The following is a 13,394-nucleotide window of genomic DNA, read 5'->3' as shown; positions in this document are numbered from 1 at the left end:
AAAAAATCCCGATCGAAGTCGGCGATCCGGTTCCCTTAGGGTTGTGCGGCCTTGGGAACGAGCGCCTCGACCGTCACGCCGTCGTCACCGGAATTGATGTTGAGCGTCCCGCCCAGCGCGAGGATTCGTTCGCGCATGCCGGTCAAACCAAGTCCGAGCTTGTGGTCGGGCCGCAGGCCACGTCCATTGTCGCTGACGCGCACCAGAGCGCAACCCCGGCTGCCATAGATGCCGGTCTGCCGTTCCGCAGCGTCGATCGAAATATTGACCGCGGTTGCTTCGGCGTGCCGGAAAACATTGGTAAGCGCCTCCTGGACGATACGGTAGATCGTGAGGTCAGCGGTCTCGCCGGTGTCGCCGAGCGCGTTCGAAATGCTGGTTTTAATTTCCACATCGGGATGCGTCTCGCTCCACATTCGTACCAACGCGCCGAGCGCTTCGCGAAGTCCCAGTTCAGCGAGACCGACCGGCCGCAATCGCTCGAGGATCCGACGGGTGAATTGCTGGAGCGCGTTGACCTGTTCGAGGATTGCGTTGCCGTGCTTGCGGAATGCGACCGGATCAGACTTGTCGGCCTCCGACAGCCGCGTCAAGGCACCGGCATGCGCGCGCAGCGCAAACAGATAGGGTCCGAACTCGTCATGCAGTTCGCGCGCGATTTCCTTGCGCTCCGAATCCTGCAGCGAGACCGCGCGCTCGGCGAGCAGACGTTTGCCCTCCACCGCCTCGCCCAGGGTTGCCGCGAGATGGTTCAGTTTGGCACAGATCGCGGCCAGTTCAGGCGATCCGCCGGGTTCGACGCGCACATCGTAAAACCCGGCCTCGATGTTGGTCATGGCCTCCGACAACGCCTGCAGCGGCGCAAGCGCGCGACCGACGACCAGCATGGTCACCAGCAACAGCGCAATCGCGATCGCCGAGCCGACTTCGAGCTGGGTGACGATGCCGTCCCAGATCTCGGCCATTTCATCGTCGGGATGCGAGGTGATGAGCAGCGATTGCGACTTGCCGTGAACGGAAATCGGCACCCGCACCGAGGTCTGCTCGGGATGCACCAGCGCGACGAACCATGCCGGCGGGGCGCGCAGGTCGCCCTCTTCCTCCGGACGCTCGCGCGTCTTGCCAGCCGCATCCCCCTCCCGTGTGATGCTGACATGACGCAGCCGGCTGAGATCGTCGACGATCTGATCGAGCTGCGCGTCGGGATCCGGCGCCACGTTGAGACCGGCAACGATCGTCTCGACGAATTCACGTGCCAGCCGGATCACGCTCTGGTCTTCGGCCTGGACGCGGGGGCCCGCTTCAAGCACAAGCCGCGCGATGTTGATGCCCAGCCCGAGCATCAATATCAGCGCCAGCAGCAGGTTGATCCGCCCGCGCAAGGATAGTTTTCGCCACATTGCCTTGCCCCCGACCGTGAGGTCCTCCTCCCAGAGGATCGTTGACAGCCAAACTTGCCCGGCTATCTAATCGCAGCCTACTGCAATCCTGCAAAGCAGGTCGATGGGACAACGCTATGCGCATTCTGATCGTTGATGACCACCCCATCGTGGCGTCGGGTTGCCGCACGATATTCGCCGACGATCCCGAGATCGCCTTGCTCGAGGCGCCGGATGCCGAGAGCGGCGAGCGGGCTTTCGTTGCCGAAAAGCCCGACATCTGCGTGATCGACATCAACCTGCCGACCGTTTCGGGCTTCGAGCTGGCACGTCGCATCCTGGTGCGCGATGCGGACGCACGCATCATCATGTTCAGCATGAACGACGATCCGGTGTTTGCCGCCCGCGCCATCGACATCGGCGCCAAGGGGTACGTCTCCAAGACCGGCGACCCCAATGATCTGGCGGAAGCGGTCCGCGAGGTCGGCAATGGCGGTGTCTACCTGCCGCCCGCGATCGCGCGCAGCGTCGCCTTCGCGCGGCCGACTTTCGCGCAAAATCCACTGTCGAAGCTGACGTCGCGCGAGATGGAAATCCTGCGACTGCTCAGTTCCGGCAAGAGCCTGTCGGAGATCGCCTGGCTGGTGCATTCTTCGTACAAGACGGTCGCCAACACGTCCTCGATCATGCGGCAAAAGCTCGGCGTGCGCTCGTCGGCAGAGCTCGTGCGATTGGCGATCGAGAGTGGCGTCGCCTGAAGCTGCGCTCCTACCAAGGAACATGACGATGCAGACGGTTTCCCAGAACAAATCTCATGGCGGCACGCAAGGCGTGTACCGGCATCCCAGCCGCGAGACCAAGACCGACATGACTTTCTCGGTCTTTGTCCCGGACCATTCGGCCGGCGCAAAGCTGCCGGTGGTCACCTATCTGTCGGGCCTGACCTGCACCCATGCCAATGTCACCGACAAAGGCGAGTTCCGAGCGGCATGTGCCGAGCTTGGCCTGATCTTTGTCGCCCCCGACACCAGCCCACGCGGCGAAGGCGTCCCCGGTGATCCCGCGAATGCGTATGATTTCGGGCTTGGGGCGGGCTTCTATGTCGATGCGACCGAGGATCCGTTTGCGCGCAACTACCGCATGTGGAGCTATGTCACCGAGGAGTTGCCGCAGCTGATCGCCGAGCAATTTCCCGTCGATGCCAAACGGCAATCGATCCTCGGCCATTCGATGGGCGGCCACGGCGCGCTGACGGTGGCGCTGCGCCATCCCGATCGCTATCGCGCGGCGAGCGCCTTTGCGCCGATCGTGGCGCCTTCGCAGGTGCCATGGGGCAACAAGGCGCTGGGCGGTTATCTCGGCGGCAACAAGACTACATGGCGAAAGCACGATGCGGTCGCGCTGATCGAGGATGGCGCGCGATTCTCTGAGCTGCTCGTCGATTATGGCGACGCCGACCAGTTCCTCACCGAGCAGCTTCGGCCCGAGCTGCTGAAGGCCGCTTGCGAGAAGGCCAATATCCCCCTCACCTTGCGGCGCCAACCGGGCTACGATCACAGCTACTACTTCATCTCGACCTTCATGGCCGATCATCTGCGCTGGCATGCCGCGCGTTTGAGGGGTTGATCGTTTCCCCTATTTCGCCTGCGGCGCGCCGTAGCCCGGCGCGAGCAGGCGATTGCGAACGAGATAGTCGATCGCACGCGACCAGGATTCATCGGTGTTGCCCCGCATGTCGACACTCATGGCGGCGAGCAATTGTCCCGTCGGCACGTCGCGCAGATAGAGATTGACGTTGAGGATAAGGTTGGAAACCTTCTGCACCACGCCGGTGATCGAGACATCGGCGCCGAGCTCACGAGCCAGCTTCACATCGCATCCGCCGCAGGCCTGAAGATTGCTGCCGTGCGCCGCAGCATTCACAGGCGCGATGTCGAGCAGGCGGAACTTGCCAGAGTCCGCCAGCTCCTTGCGCACCTGATCAGCGATGCGGTCGAGTCGTGCCTGCTCGTCGCTCCGCGGTCCGTTCACTTCTCCCTGCAGGCTGGTGTCGATCAACTCGAAATCGAACACCGCGATCTTCGGCGGTTCGGCATGCGCCGCCGCCGATATCACGAGCATGGGTATGACCAGGATGAACCACGATCTCATGATTGTGAACCAATCGAAATTTGTGACCTCGCAACGACCAAAGGCAGGGGTTGCAAGCTAGGACAATTCGGTCATGTTGCAAATCAAGAGAAAAACGTGACGGGAGGATTTATGTTCCGGTGGCTGATCGGCACGATCGCGCTCAGCATGATGGCAACTCAGGCGCTTGCGGCCGATCCGGTCGAGATCCATGTCGGCTATCTCGGCCATGCCGGCATCAAATCAACGCTCTCGCTGGTCGAACAGCCTGCCGACAATGACGGCATCGCCGGCGCGCGCCTTGCGATCGAGGACAACAATACGACCGGAAAATTTCTCAATCAGCGCTTTATTCTCGATGAAATCAGGGTCAAGGACAGCGACGACGTCGCCAAGGCCGCGACCGATCTCGCCGGTCACGACGACTATATCATCACTGATCTGCCGGCCGACGCCCTGCTCAAGGTCGCCGACGCGTTGCGTGATCGCGGCACCGTGCTCTTGAACGCGGGCGCGATCGACGACCGGCTGCGCGAGCAGGATTGTCGCGCCAATGTCATCCATGTCGCCCCGACCCGCACCATGCTGGCGGATGCGCTCGCCCAATATCTGGTGTGGAAGCAGTGGAAGCGCTGGCTGCTGGTCTCGGGCTCGCATGATCAGGACAAGCTTTACGCCGATGCGCTGCGCCGCGCCGCGACACGCTTCGGCGCCAAGATCGTCCAGGAGCGCACCTTCGAGGACACCGGCGGCGCGCGCCGCACCGACTCTGGCGTGACGCTGATCCAGCGTCAGATGCCGGTGTTCACGCAGCAGGCGCCGGCCTATGACGTCCTCGTCGCCGCCGACGAGAGCGAGGTGTTTGCGGACTATCTGCCCTACCGGACCTGGGATCCGCGGCCGGTAGCCGGCTCGGCGGGCCTGGTGCCGACGAGCTGGAGCGCGGCCCATGATCAATGGGGCGCAGTGCAGATCCAGAACCGCTTCATGAAGCTGAACATGCGGCACATGACCGCGCTCGACATGCAGGCCTGGACCGCGGCGCGCATGATCGGGGAGGCAACCGCGCGCACCAATTCCGGCGACCCGAAGAAGGTCACGGCCTTCCTCAAGGGGCCGGATTTCTCGGTTGCCGCGTTCAAAGGCACGCGGCTGACCTTAAGGGACTGGAATTGGCAGCTCCGCCAGCCGATCCTTCTGGCCGACGGGCGCATGGTCGTCTCGGTCTCGCCGCAGGAAGGCTTCCTGCACCAGGTCTCCGAGCTCGATACGCTCGGTGTTGACCGGCCCGAGACGAAGTGCAAGCTGCAGTGAGGGAGATATAACGCATGTGGCGCTGCTGTCTGTTGACCGGGATGTTCGCCTGGCTTGCCGCCGCCGCGCCGGCGTCCGCATTCGTTGCCTACGTCTCCAACGAGAAGGGCAACACTGTTACGGTGATCGACACCGACAGCTGGACGGTGACAAAAACCATCAAGGTCGGCCAGCGGCCGCGCGGCATCGAATTCTCGCGCGACGGCAAGTTCGTGATGGTCGCGGTCGGCGACGACGACACGATCCAGATGATCGATACCAAGACTCAGGAGATCGTCGACACCCTGCCCTCCGGCCCCGACCCTGAACTGTTCACCCAGGATGCCGCCGGTAAGACCATGTATGTCGCCAACGAGAACGACAACACGGTCACGGTGATCGACCTCGAGAAGCGCGCCCGGCTCGGCGACATCCAGGTCGGTGTCGAACCGGAAGGCATGGCCGTCAGCCCCGACGGCAGGATCCTGATCAACACGTCCGAGACCACCAGCATGGCGCACTTCATCGACACCGCGACGCGCCAGATCGTGGCCAATGTGCTGGTCGACTCGCGGCCGCGCTTCGCCGCTTTCAAGCGTGACGGCTCCGAATTGTGGGTCTCCTCCGAGATCGGCGGCACGGTGTCGATCGTCGATCCCGTCAAACACGAGGTGACGGGCAAGGTCACTTTCGAGATTCCCGGCTTGCGCAGCGAGGCGATCCAGCCCGTCGGCATCGGCATGACCAAGGACGGCAAGACCGCGTTCGTCGCGCTCGGCCCGGCCAACCGCGTCGCGGTCGTCGATGGCGCCACCCACAAGGTCACCAAATATCTGCTGGTGGGCCAGCGGGTCTGGCACATGGACTTCACCCCGGACGAGAAATATCTGCTGGTCACCAATGGCGTCTCCAACGACGTCTCGGTGATCGACGTCGCCGCCCAGAAGGTGATCAAGACCATTCAGGTCGGCGAGTTGCCCTGGGGAATCACGATCGCGCAGCCATGACAGCAACCGACGCGCACATCGCGAGCCAGCCTCTGCCGGACGCCGCCTCCGAACCAGGCGCAGCCGTGCAGCCCGCGCTGTCGATCGACCATGTCAGCCACAGCTATGGTCCGCGCCGTGCCCTGATCGACATCAATTTCACCGTCGCGCCGGCCAGTTTCACCGCGCTGCTTGGCCTCAACGGCGCCGGAAAGAGCACGCTGTTCTCGCTGGTGACGCGGCTGTTCGGCATCCAGACCGGCCGGATCGGCATCTTCGGCCACGACATCAGCCGCACGCCGGGCGATGCGCTGCGACTCCTGGGCGTGGTGTTCCAGCCGCGAACGATCGACCTCGATCTCTCGCTGACGCAGAACCTGCTCTATCACGCCGCGCTGCACGGGATCTCGCGGCGCGAGGCGCGATTGCGCAGTGCCGAGGTGCTTGATCGTATCGGCCTCACTGAACGCGCCGGCAACAAGGTGCGCGACCTCTCGGGCGGCCAGATGCGACGGCTCGAGATCGCCCGCGCGTTGCTGCACCGGCCGCGCCTGCTGCTGCTCGACGAGGCAACCGTCGGACTCGACGTCAAGGCGCGCGCCGACATCCTCGATCATGTCCGCCAACTCGTCACCGAGCAAGGCATCGGCGTACTCTGGGCGACGCATCTGTTCGACGAGATCATGCCTGATGACGATCTCGTCGTGCTGCATCAGGGCAAGATGCTGGCGCATGGCCAGGTGTCGCGTGTGATTGCCGATGCCGGCGCACAGGACGTCAACACCGCGTTCATGCGCCTGACCGGGACAACGACGCTGTCAGGGAGACCGCCGTCATGAGCGACTCGACCGTGTCCTCTGCGCGAACCGGCTTCTCGCTGTCGGAATACATCGTTTGCCTGAACGGCATCGTGTGGCGCGAGGCGCTGCGTTTCCTGCATCAGCGCGAACGCTTCATCTCGGCGCTGGTCAGGCCGCTGGTGTGGCTGTTTATTTTCGCCGCCGGCTTCCGTCAGGTGCTCGGCATCTCCATCATCCCGCCCTACGAGACCTACATCCCCTACGAGGTCTATATCGCGCCCGGCCTGATGGCGATGATCCAGCTCTTCAACGGCATGCAATCCTCGTTGTCGATGGTCTATGACCGCGAGATGGGCAACATGCGCACGCTGCTGGTGAGCCCACTGCCGCGCGGCTATTTGCTGTTCTGCAAGCTGCTCGCCGGCACCGCGGTCTCGCTGCTCCAGGTCTACGCGTTCCTGGTGATCGCATGGTTCTGGGACATCGCGCCGCCGACGATCGGCTATCTCACGGTGTTGCCCGCGCTGGTGCTGTCCGGCTTGATGCTCGGCGCGTTGGGCATGCTGATCTCGTCCGGAATCAAGCAACTCGAAAATTTCGCCGGCGTGATGAACTTTGTCATCTTCCCGATGTTCTTTGCATCGTCAGCGCTCTACCCGCTCTGGCGCGTGCAGGAAGGCAGCCCGATGCTGTATTATGTCTGCCTGTGCAATCCGTTCACCCATGCGGTGGAGCTGATCCGGTTCGCCTTGTATGGCAAGATGAACTGGGTTTCGCTCGCGGTGGTCGGCGGCTGCACGGTGGTCTTCATGATCGGCGCGATCATCGCTTACGATCCATCGCGCGGCCTGGTGCGCCGCGGGCCCGGCGGAGGCGAGGCATGAGCACAGCTTGGCGGATCAAAGATTGGCGGATCGGACTCGGCGCGCTGCTCGCCGTCATGTTGTCGGGCCAGACGGCGCTGGCTGCGGACCCGCGCTACCCGGACTGGCCATGCGCGCAGGCCAAGGTACCTGAGATCTCGCTCGCCGCGGTCTGGGCCGGGCCGCCACTGGACGACGCTGCGACCAAATGGAAGGGCGATCCGAAGATAAGCGCGCTCGCGGCAAGGCTTTCAGCGCGCCGCGTTCCGCTCGAAGAGGCGCAGAAGGAGATCACCGAATTCCTGTCGGGTTCGGCGGCCGACAAGGCCAATGCGGGAAAGCTGCTGTTTGCCGGCCTGTTCGATACGCTCAACGCGCAACGTGCATCGGTCATGAACGGGCTCGAGCGCGTGATGCGCAAGCAACGCGAGGCCGCGGACAAGGTCCGCTCCGATACGCTTGCGCTTCAGGCGCTGCAGGACGCCTCGCCGCCAGACCAGGCCAAAGTCGATGCGCTCGGCAATCAACTGGTCTGGGAGACGCGGATCTTCGAAGACCGCCGGCGCGTGGTCAAATTTGTCTGCGAGGTTCCAACGGCCATCGACCAGCGCCTGTTCGCACTCGGGCGCACGATCCAGCAAGAGATGGACTAACGCCTGCGGCAATGGAACCCGGACATCGGGAAGGTGTGGCTCGGACGGCGCTTCCTCGGAACCAACTGCGCCACCTGCTCGTTGTCTCCTACTATCTCTGAAATTGGGAGGCCTCGATGAGAGCAGCTAAGATCGCACTGACCAGCCTTGCGGCCGCAAGCCTGGTCATATCAGCGGCTTTTGCCCAGCAATCCATGTCAGGAATGGTCACCAAGATTGACCGATTGAATGGAACCGTCGCCATCCAGCAGATCCAAACCGGCACCGTCGGCGCGGCCGGCGGCGCAGTTCAGGAGTACAAGGTCCCGAAGGGGCAGTCGCTCGAAGAGTTGCACGCCGGCGACAAGGTGACGTTCACCACCACAGACAGCAGCGGCGGCAAGACGATCGACAAGCTTGAGCGACAGTAGCGGTTCGCAATTCGGGCGCGGACGCGGGGATCATTTCGCCTCGTCCGCGTGCGGCTCGGGCTCCGCGTTCGCAAGCGGCAGGTTGGCACGCTCCCAGCCGTCGGTTCCGTCGGGATACCACGCGACATTGCGATAGCCATAGGACAGAACGCGCTTGGCAGCGTTCCACGACATCCAGCAATTCTCCTGACAGTAGATCACGAGCAGCATCGCCTCGTTGCCGTTTGACGCGTGCGCCAACCCTTGCCGCAGATAGTCCTCTGTCGAAGCCGCCAGCTTGCCGTAGCCGGTATCGGGCAGCCAGGTACTGCCGGGGATATCAAGGCGCGGCTTGTCTCGCCACACCGTGCCAGTCGGCAGGTTTGCGGGCTTCGGCGCACGCGGCAGCACGTCGATGAACACGCCGGACTTGTCTCGCCAGATCGTCTCGGCCTCTGCGGTCGTGAGCACGCGCGCACCGGCCAATGTCGCGGGCACCGGCGAACGGTAATCCCCGCTGCGGTAATCCTCGGGCTCAGCGGGCCGGTCCTGTGCGCGGCCGGGCGCTGCAGCGACCAGCATCGCAGCAAGTACGGCTGCGAACAGCCTGATCATGGCGATTTGGTTGCGGTCTCCGCACCGAGCGGCCGGTCATTCTCGTCGAGCAGCGGAACACCGAAGTCGAGCAGGATCTTGTTGATCGCAGGCTGGTTCTCCTGGATCAGGCGATTGAGTTGCCGCTTCCAGTTCTGGTCGGCCCCGCGCACCCCCATGCCGATGCGATAGACGAGCTTCGGGCCCGTCGTCTCCTTGACCAGCGGCGTGACATGCAGCGGCGGATTGAATTTCTTGGCGTAAAAGCCCGCCATCGGCCCCCACAGGATGGCGACATCGATCTCGCCCTTGGTCAAGTCGGTGATCATCGCCTCCGCCGAGGAATCATAGCGCGTGTCGATCATCAGCGGATACGGCTTCGCATTCGCCATGAGACCTGCGATAGCCATGTTGGTCGCCGGCGGCGTTCCTGCGACGATGCCGATATGCTTGCCCTTCAGCCGCTCATCCTCCAGCGTCGCGACGTCGTCGAGCCCACTGCCCGGCTTGGTGACCATGGCATAGGCCGTGCGGTAATAGGGATTGGTGCCTTGCACGAGGTCATCGCCTTGCGGGAATCCCATGATCACGTCGCAGCGATGCGATCCGAGCGTCATCCGCACGAAGCCGGTCGCTTGCGGGAAATACATGTAGTCGAGCTTCTTCTGCAGCTTCTCGGCGAACAGTTCGCCGAGCTTGTTCTCGAAGCCCTCGCCCTTGTCGTTCGAAAACGGCAGGTTGCGCGGATCGGCGCAGACGCGCAGCACCTTGGGGTCGACGAGTTCGATCGACAATTCGCCGCTGTCGTTGACCTGCGCGCGCGCGACATCCCGCCCGGCGAGACAGGCAACGACACCGACCAGCGCCAACAGCATGGCGCGGCGTCCGACACTTTTCATCACGTGGTCTCCTCCAGATCCGATCGGTCGCCGCCAGCCATGGATTGCCCGGCGCACCATGACGTGCAACAGGAACAACCCTCGCGACAGCGTCGCGTTGCTTGCTGCAATGCAAACAGGAACGCGAGGCGATCAATCACGCAGGCCGGTGAAACTGGGGCGGAAACATGGCTCATGGCGTTTCGGTGATTGCACTGTTCCTGATGCTCGGGGCGTCGACCATAGCGCGGGCGCAAGAGCCGGAATTGCCTGTAAGCGAAGTCGCTCCCGGAATATTCGTGCACATCGGGGCGACCTCGCTGATGACGCGCGACAATGACGGCGCCATCGCCAATGTCGGATTCATCGTCGGCGACGCTGCGGTTGCGGTTATTGACACCGGCGGCAGCGTCCGCGAGGGGCGGCAATTGATGGCTTCCGTCCGCAGCCATACCGATAAGCCGATCCGCTACGTGATCAACACCCACGCCCATCCGGACCACAGCTTTGGCAATGCAGCTTTCGTCGGCGACGGAACCAGCTTCGTCGGCCACAAGAACCTGCCCCGCGCACTGGCCATGCGCGGGCAATTCTACCTCGACGGCTTTCGCCGCACGATGGGCGATACGCTGATCGATGAGGTGCGCATCATTCCGCCAACCGTGCTGGTCGCGGATACGCTGAAGCTCGACCTTGGCGGACGGATCCTCATGCTCAAGGCGTGGCCGCCGGCCCACAGCGACAATGATCTGACCGTGCTCGATGAGCGGACCAGTACCCTGTTCGCCGGCGACATGGTGTTTCTCAGCCATATTCCCGTGGTCGACGGCAGCCTCAAGGGCTGGCTGCGTGCGCTTGACGACCTCGCTGCGATTCCCGCGCAGCGTGTTGTTCCCGGTCACGGAGCCGTGAGCGAATGGCCCGCGGCGCTCGCCGGCGAACGACGTTATCTCGACACGCTGGCGGCGGATGTTCGCGCCCTGATCGCGAGCGGCAAGCCGATCACAGCGGCGGCCGAGCACGCGGCCGAGTCCGAACGGCCCCGCTGGGAGCTGTTCGACGACTACAACGCACGCAACGCAACTGCAGCATTTTCGGAAATGGAATGGGAATAACCGTTGCGGTGTCCTATAGTGAAGCTGCTGCATAGGATTTGCGACCATGCCTCGACATCGCATCAAGCTATTTTACGCCGCTGGTCTTCTTGCGATCGCGCTGGGCATGCATGCCGCGCGCGCCACGGAGGCCTATGACCCCTGGCCCGGCCTCGTCCAGGACATCTTCAACAACCGTCCGATGAACGATGGCAGCGACGTCATCGGCATCGAGATGCCGATGCGTGCGGAGGACGCCGCAATCGTCCCGGTGACGCTGCGCACAAAATTGTCACCCGGCGACGGCCGCCGCGTCGTGGCGATCACGCTGGTGATCGACCAGAACCCCGCGCCGATGGCCGCGAAGTTCGAACTAGGGCCGGACGCCAATGTCACGGAGATCTCGAGCCGCGTCCGCGTCAACAACTACACCGACGTGCACGCCGTCGCCGAACTCAGCGACGGCAAGCTCTATGTGACCAAGACCTATGTGAAGGCGTCCGGCGGCTGCTCGGCGCCGGCAGCCAAGAATGCCGAAGAAGCGAAAAACCGGATTGGCCAGATGCGCTACCGGCAATTCGCAAGGCCGGGCGAGGGTCCGGCGACCAGCATGCGCGAGGCCCAGATCATGGTCGGTCATCCGAACAATTCCGGCCTTCAGATGGACCAGCTCACCCAGCTCTACATTCCGGCCTTCTTCGTCGACAAATTGCAGATCTGGCAGGACGACAGCCTGGTGCTCGCGATCGAAGGCGGGATCTCCATCTCGGAAGATCCCAATATCCGCTTCACCTATGTTTCGAACGGTGCAAAACACGTCCGTGCCGAAGCCAGGGATACCGACGGGCACGTCTTCGCGCACGAATGGAAAGCCGATGATTCTGGGACCTGACGGCGGGGTGTAGCCGCTAGAAGCACCTGACTTCGGCTTCCGCCTGCGCCCGGCGCAAGTCATTGAGGGCGTTTGAAGCCTGCTCGGACGAGCGGAACTGACCGCCCAGATTTCCCTGCACCTGCGACATGCTCAAGACGGTTTCGGCCGTGACATAGCGCTCATAGGGGACCAGCGACGCCACGACATCGATCGAACAGGAGCATTGCTCGATCGCCTGCCGGCTCTCGCCATTGGCCTTCATGCAACCGAACACATATTCCGCCCGTGCCGACGTCGGATAATCGTTGATGTCGTCAGCCCGTACGCCCGACCCCATCGCGGCAAACGCGACCAGGGCGGCGACAATCGGTCGTAGCATACCAGCTCGTGCCATGGTCCTGCTTCCTCTTCTCTTGCCGGAAGCTATGCTATGAGTCGAAAACAGAAAAGAAAACATTTGGGGAAGTGGCTCACGAGACGATGATTGGTTCAATTCGCACGCTGCTGGCTGCGGCCATCCTGACGCTCACGCAGGTCGCCGCCCCCTGCAGCGCGGAGACCATCCGCGTTGCATCGCAGAAAACCGGAACACTGGCCTGGGAGCTGGCCGTCATCCGTTCGCATGGCCTCGACAAGAAGGCCGACCTCGCCATCGACATTGTCGAACTCGCCAGCCCCGAGGCCGGCAAGATCGCGCTGCGTGCGGGCAGTGCCGATGTGATGGTGTCCGACTGGCCGTGGGTGTCGCGCGAGCGCACGCTCGGCGCCAAGCTGCAGTTCTATCCCTATTCGAGCGCGCTCGGCGCCGTGATGGTGCCGGCGGCATCCCCGATCAGGACGCTTGCCGATCTCAAAGGGCGCAAGCTCGCGATTGCCGGCGGGGCGATCGACAAGAACTGGCTGCTGCTGCAGGCCGCTTTGAAGCAGGACGGCATCGATCTGAAGTCACAGTCGACCATCGTCTATGGTGCACCGCCGCTGCTCGCAGCCAAGACGCTCGACGGCGAGATGGACGCGGCGCTCAACTACTGGAATTTCTGCGCCGCGCTCGAAGCCAAGGGCTTTCGTCGCCTTGCCGGCATGGAGGACATCCTGCAAAAGCTCGGCACTAAGGGACGCATCGCGATGATCGGCTACGTCTTCGACGAAGCCTGGGCCAATGCCAACAAGGACACGGTGGCCCGCTTCATCGCGGTGACGCGCGCGGCCAAGGAGATCCTCGCCACGTCGGACGCCGAATGGGATGCGATCGCCCCACTGACCGGCGCCCCCGATGCCACCACCCTGCATGCCTATCGTGACCGCTATCGCGAAGGCATTCCGCGCCGCTCGATCGCCGACGAGGAAGCCGATGCGCGCGTGCTCTATCGCGTGCTGGCGCAGGTCGGCGGCCGCGACCTGGTCGGCCCGGCGACCGAACTCGATCCCGGCACCTTCTATCAAGCAATCCCCGGAGACTGA

Annotated in this window: 16 protein-coding genes; 11 read left to right on the top strand and 5 right to left on the bottom strand. The window is 63.3% G+C overall.

Annotated elements, in window-relative coordinates; genetic code table 11:
• Window positions 1-35 precede the first annotated feature (35 nt).
• Window positions 36-1,400 (bottom strand): histidine kinase, encoded by a 1,365-nt coding sequence (locus UP10_RS32905; protein ID WP_044591327.1) that lies wholly within the window; start codon window positions 1,398-1,400, stop codon window positions 36-38.
• A gap of 116 nt (window positions 1,401-1,516) precedes the next feature.
• On the opposite strand from UP10_RS32905, the gene UP10_RS32900 reads away from it, so the two are divergent.
• Both UP10_RS32900 and fghA read left to right on the top strand, forming a co-directional pair.
• Window positions 1,517-2,137: a response regulator gene (locus tag UP10_RS32900; RefSeq protein WP_044591326.1), complete on the top strand. Its 621-nt coding sequence runs from the start codon at window positions 1,517-1,519 to the stop codon at window positions 2,135-2,137.
• Between the two features lie 22 nt (window positions 2,138-2,159).
• Window positions 2,160-3,005, top strand: a complete 846-nt coding sequence (gene fghA / locus UP10_RS32895; RefSeq protein ID WP_044591325.1) for an S-formylglutathione hydrolase — start codon at window positions 2,160-2,162, stop codon at window positions 3,003-3,005.
• A gap of 9 nt (window positions 3,006-3,014) precedes the next feature.
• Here fghA and UP10_RS32890 read toward each other — a convergent pair whose 3' ends face one another.
• Window positions 3,015-3,530 (bottom strand): DUF3280 domain-containing protein, encoded by a 516-nt coding sequence (locus UP10_RS32890; RefSeq protein ID WP_044591324.1) that lies wholly within the window; start codon window positions 3,528-3,530, stop codon window positions 3,015-3,017.
• 111 nt (window positions 3,531-3,641) lie between these two features.
• On the opposite strand from UP10_RS32890, the gene UP10_RS32885 reads away from it, so the two are divergent.
• The 6 genes from UP10_RS32885 to UP10_RS32860 all read left to right on the top strand — a co-directional run bounded on the left by UP10_RS32885 (window position 3,642) and on the right by UP10_RS32860 (window position 8,514).
• Window positions 3,642-4,823 carry a lanthanide ABC transporter ABC transporter substrate-binding protein PedA1 gene (locus tag UP10_RS32885; protein WP_044591323.1) on the top strand — a complete coding sequence of 394 codons (1,182 nt, stop codon included), beginning with the start codon at window positions 3,642-3,644 and terminating at the stop codon, window positions 4,821-4,823.
• A 14-nt stretch (window positions 4,824-4,837) separates the two neighbouring features.
• Complete coding sequence (locus tag UP10_RS32880) at window positions 4,838-5,809, top strand: YVTN family beta-propeller repeat protein (protein ID WP_044591322.1); 972 nt, start codon at window positions 4,838-4,840, stop codon at window positions 5,807-5,809.
• Window positions 5,806-6,627: a lanthanide ABC transporter ATP-binding protein PedB/LutE gene (locus UP10_RS32875; protein ID WP_245322026.1), complete on the top strand. Its 822-nt coding sequence runs from the start codon at window positions 5,806-5,808 to the stop codon at window positions 6,625-6,627. Before UP10_RS32880 ends, UP10_RS32875 begins: the two co-directional genes overlap by 4 nt.
• A complete protein-coding gene (locus tag UP10_RS32870) occupies window positions 6,624-7,472 on the top strand; it encodes a lanthanide ABC transporter permease protein PedC (RefSeq protein ID WP_044591321.1) in 849 nt (282 codons plus the stop codon). Before UP10_RS32875 ends, UP10_RS32870 begins: the two co-directional genes overlap by 4 nt.
• A gap of 56 nt (window positions 7,473-7,528) precedes the next feature.
• Window positions 7,529-8,104 (top strand): hypothetical protein, encoded by a 576-nt coding sequence (locus tag UP10_RS32865; protein WP_156180468.1) that lies wholly within the window; start codon window positions 7,529-7,531, stop codon window positions 8,102-8,104.
• Between the two features lie 116 nt (window positions 8,105-8,220).
• Window positions 8,221-8,514 (top strand): copper-binding protein, encoded by a 294-nt coding sequence (locus UP10_RS32860; protein WP_044591319.1) that lies wholly within the window; start codon window positions 8,221-8,223, stop codon window positions 8,512-8,514.
• A gap of 30 nt (window positions 8,515-8,544) precedes the next feature.
• Here the strand turns inward: UP10_RS32860 and UP10_RS32855 are convergent, their stop codons facing one another.
• Together UP10_RS32855 and UP10_RS32850 are read right to left on the bottom strand one after the other, a co-directional pair.
• Window positions 8,545-9,108, bottom strand: coding sequence for a PQQ-dependent catabolism-associated CXXCW motif protein (locus UP10_RS32855; RefSeq protein WP_044591318.1), 564 nt, complete (start codon window positions 9,106-9,108; stop codon window positions 8,545-8,547).
• Window positions 9,105-9,986 carry a substrate-binding domain-containing protein gene (locus tag UP10_RS32850; protein ID WP_044591317.1) on the bottom strand — a complete coding sequence of 294 codons (882 nt, stop codon included), beginning with the start codon at window positions 9,984-9,986 and terminating at the stop codon, window positions 9,105-9,107. The genes UP10_RS32855 and UP10_RS32850 overlap by 4 nt, the downstream gene beginning before the upstream one ends.
• A 167-nt stretch (window positions 9,987-10,153) precedes the next feature.
• On the opposite strand from UP10_RS32850, the gene UP10_RS32845 reads away from it, so the two are divergent.
• Together UP10_RS32845 and UP10_RS32840 are read left to right on the top strand one after the other, a co-directional pair.
• Window positions 10,154-11,080 carry a quinoprotein relay system zinc metallohydrolase 2 gene (locus UP10_RS32845; RefSeq protein WP_044591316.1) on the top strand — a complete coding sequence of 309 codons (927 nt, stop codon included), beginning with the start codon at window positions 10,154-10,156 and terminating at the stop codon, window positions 11,078-11,080.
• 106 nt (window positions 11,081-11,186) lie between these two features.
• Window positions 11,187-11,951, top strand: a complete 765-nt coding sequence (locus UP10_RS32840) for a quinoprotein dehydrogenase-associated SoxYZ-like carrier (protein ID WP_245322039.1) — start codon at window positions 11,187-11,189, stop codon at window positions 11,949-11,951.
• A 16-nt stretch (window positions 11,952-11,967) separates the two neighbouring features.
• On the opposite strand, the gene UP10_RS32835 is transcribed toward UP10_RS32840, so the two are convergent.
• A complete protein-coding gene (locus UP10_RS32835) occupies window positions 11,968-12,327 on the bottom strand; it encodes a hypothetical protein (RefSeq protein WP_044540397.1) in 360 nt (119 codons plus the stop codon).
• Between the two features lie 86 nt (window positions 12,328-12,413).
• On the opposite strand from UP10_RS32835, the gene UP10_RS32830 reads away from it, so the two are divergent.
• Window positions 12,414-13,394 (top strand): ABC transporter substrate-binding protein, encoded by a 981-nt coding sequence (locus tag UP10_RS32830; RefSeq protein WP_044591314.1) that lies wholly within the window; start codon window positions 12,414-12,416, stop codon window positions 13,392-13,394.

This window comes from Bradyrhizobium sp. LTSPM299, from assembly GCF_000938235.1.
GTDB lineage: Bacteria > Pseudomonadota > Alphaproteobacteria > Rhizobiales > Xanthobacteraceae > Bradyrhizobium.
Note: the sequence above shows the minus strand (reverse complement) of the source record. Positions and strands in the feature narration are given on the sequence as shown.

Bases quoted from the DNA above. Each gene is read 5' to 3' on its own strand.
- UP10_RS32905 (WP_044591327.1), bottom strand. From the start codon at position 1,400: ATGTGGCGAAAACTATCCTTGCGCGGGCGGATCAACCTGCTGCTGGCG.
- UP10_RS32900 (WP_044591326.1), top strand. From the start codon at position 1,517: ATGCGCATTCTGATCGTTGATGACCACCCCATCGTGGCGTCGGGTTGC.
- fghA (WP_044591325.1), top strand. From the start codon at position 2,160: ATGACGATGCAGACGGTTTCCCAGAACAAATCTCATGGCGGCACGCAA.
- UP10_RS32890 (WP_044591324.1), bottom strand. From the start codon at position 3,530: ATGAGATCGTGGTTCATCCTGGTCATACCCATGCTCGTGATATCGGCG.
- UP10_RS32885 (WP_044591323.1), top strand. From the start codon at position 3,642: ATGTTCCGGTGGCTGATCGGCACGATCGCGCTCAGCATGATGGCAACT.
- UP10_RS32880 (WP_044591322.1), top strand. From the start codon at position 4,838: ATGTGGCGCTGCTGTCTGTTGACCGGGATGTTCGCCTGGCTTGCCGCC.
- UP10_RS32875 (WP_245322026.1), top strand. From the start codon at position 5,806: ATGACAGCAACCGACGCGCACATCGCGAGCCAGCCTCTGCCGGACGCC.
- UP10_RS32870 (WP_044591321.1), top strand. From the start codon at position 6,624: ATGAGCGACTCGACCGTGTCCTCTGCGCGAACCGGCTTCTCGCTGTCG.
- UP10_RS32865 (WP_156180468.1), top strand. From the start codon at position 7,529: ATGTTGTCGGGCCAGACGGCGCTGGCTGCGGACCCGCGCTACCCGGAC.
- UP10_RS32860 (WP_044591319.1), top strand. From the start codon at position 8,221: ATGAGAGCAGCTAAGATCGCACTGACCAGCCTTGCGGCCGCAAGCCTG.
- UP10_RS32855 (WP_044591318.1), bottom strand. From the start codon at position 9,108: ATGATCAGGCTGTTCGCAGCCGTACTTGCTGCGATGCTGGTCGCTGCA.
- UP10_RS32850 (WP_044591317.1), bottom strand. From the start codon at position 9,986: ATGAAAAGTGTCGGACGCCGCGCCATGCTGTTGGCGCTGGTCGGTGTC.
- UP10_RS32845 (WP_044591316.1), top strand. From the start codon at position 10,154: ATGGCTCATGGCGTTTCGGTGATTGCACTGTTCCTGATGCTCGGGGCG.
- UP10_RS32840 (WP_245322039.1), top strand. From the start codon at position 11,187: ATGCATGCCGCGCGCGCCACGGAGGCCTATGACCCCTGGCCCGGCCTC.
- UP10_RS32835 (WP_044540397.1), bottom strand. From the start codon at position 12,327: ATGGCACGAGCTGGTATGCTACGACCGATTGTCGCCGCCCTGGTCGCG.
- UP10_RS32830 (WP_044591314.1), top strand. From the start codon at position 12,414: ATGATTGGTTCAATTCGCACGCTGCTGGCTGCGGCCATCCTGACGCTC.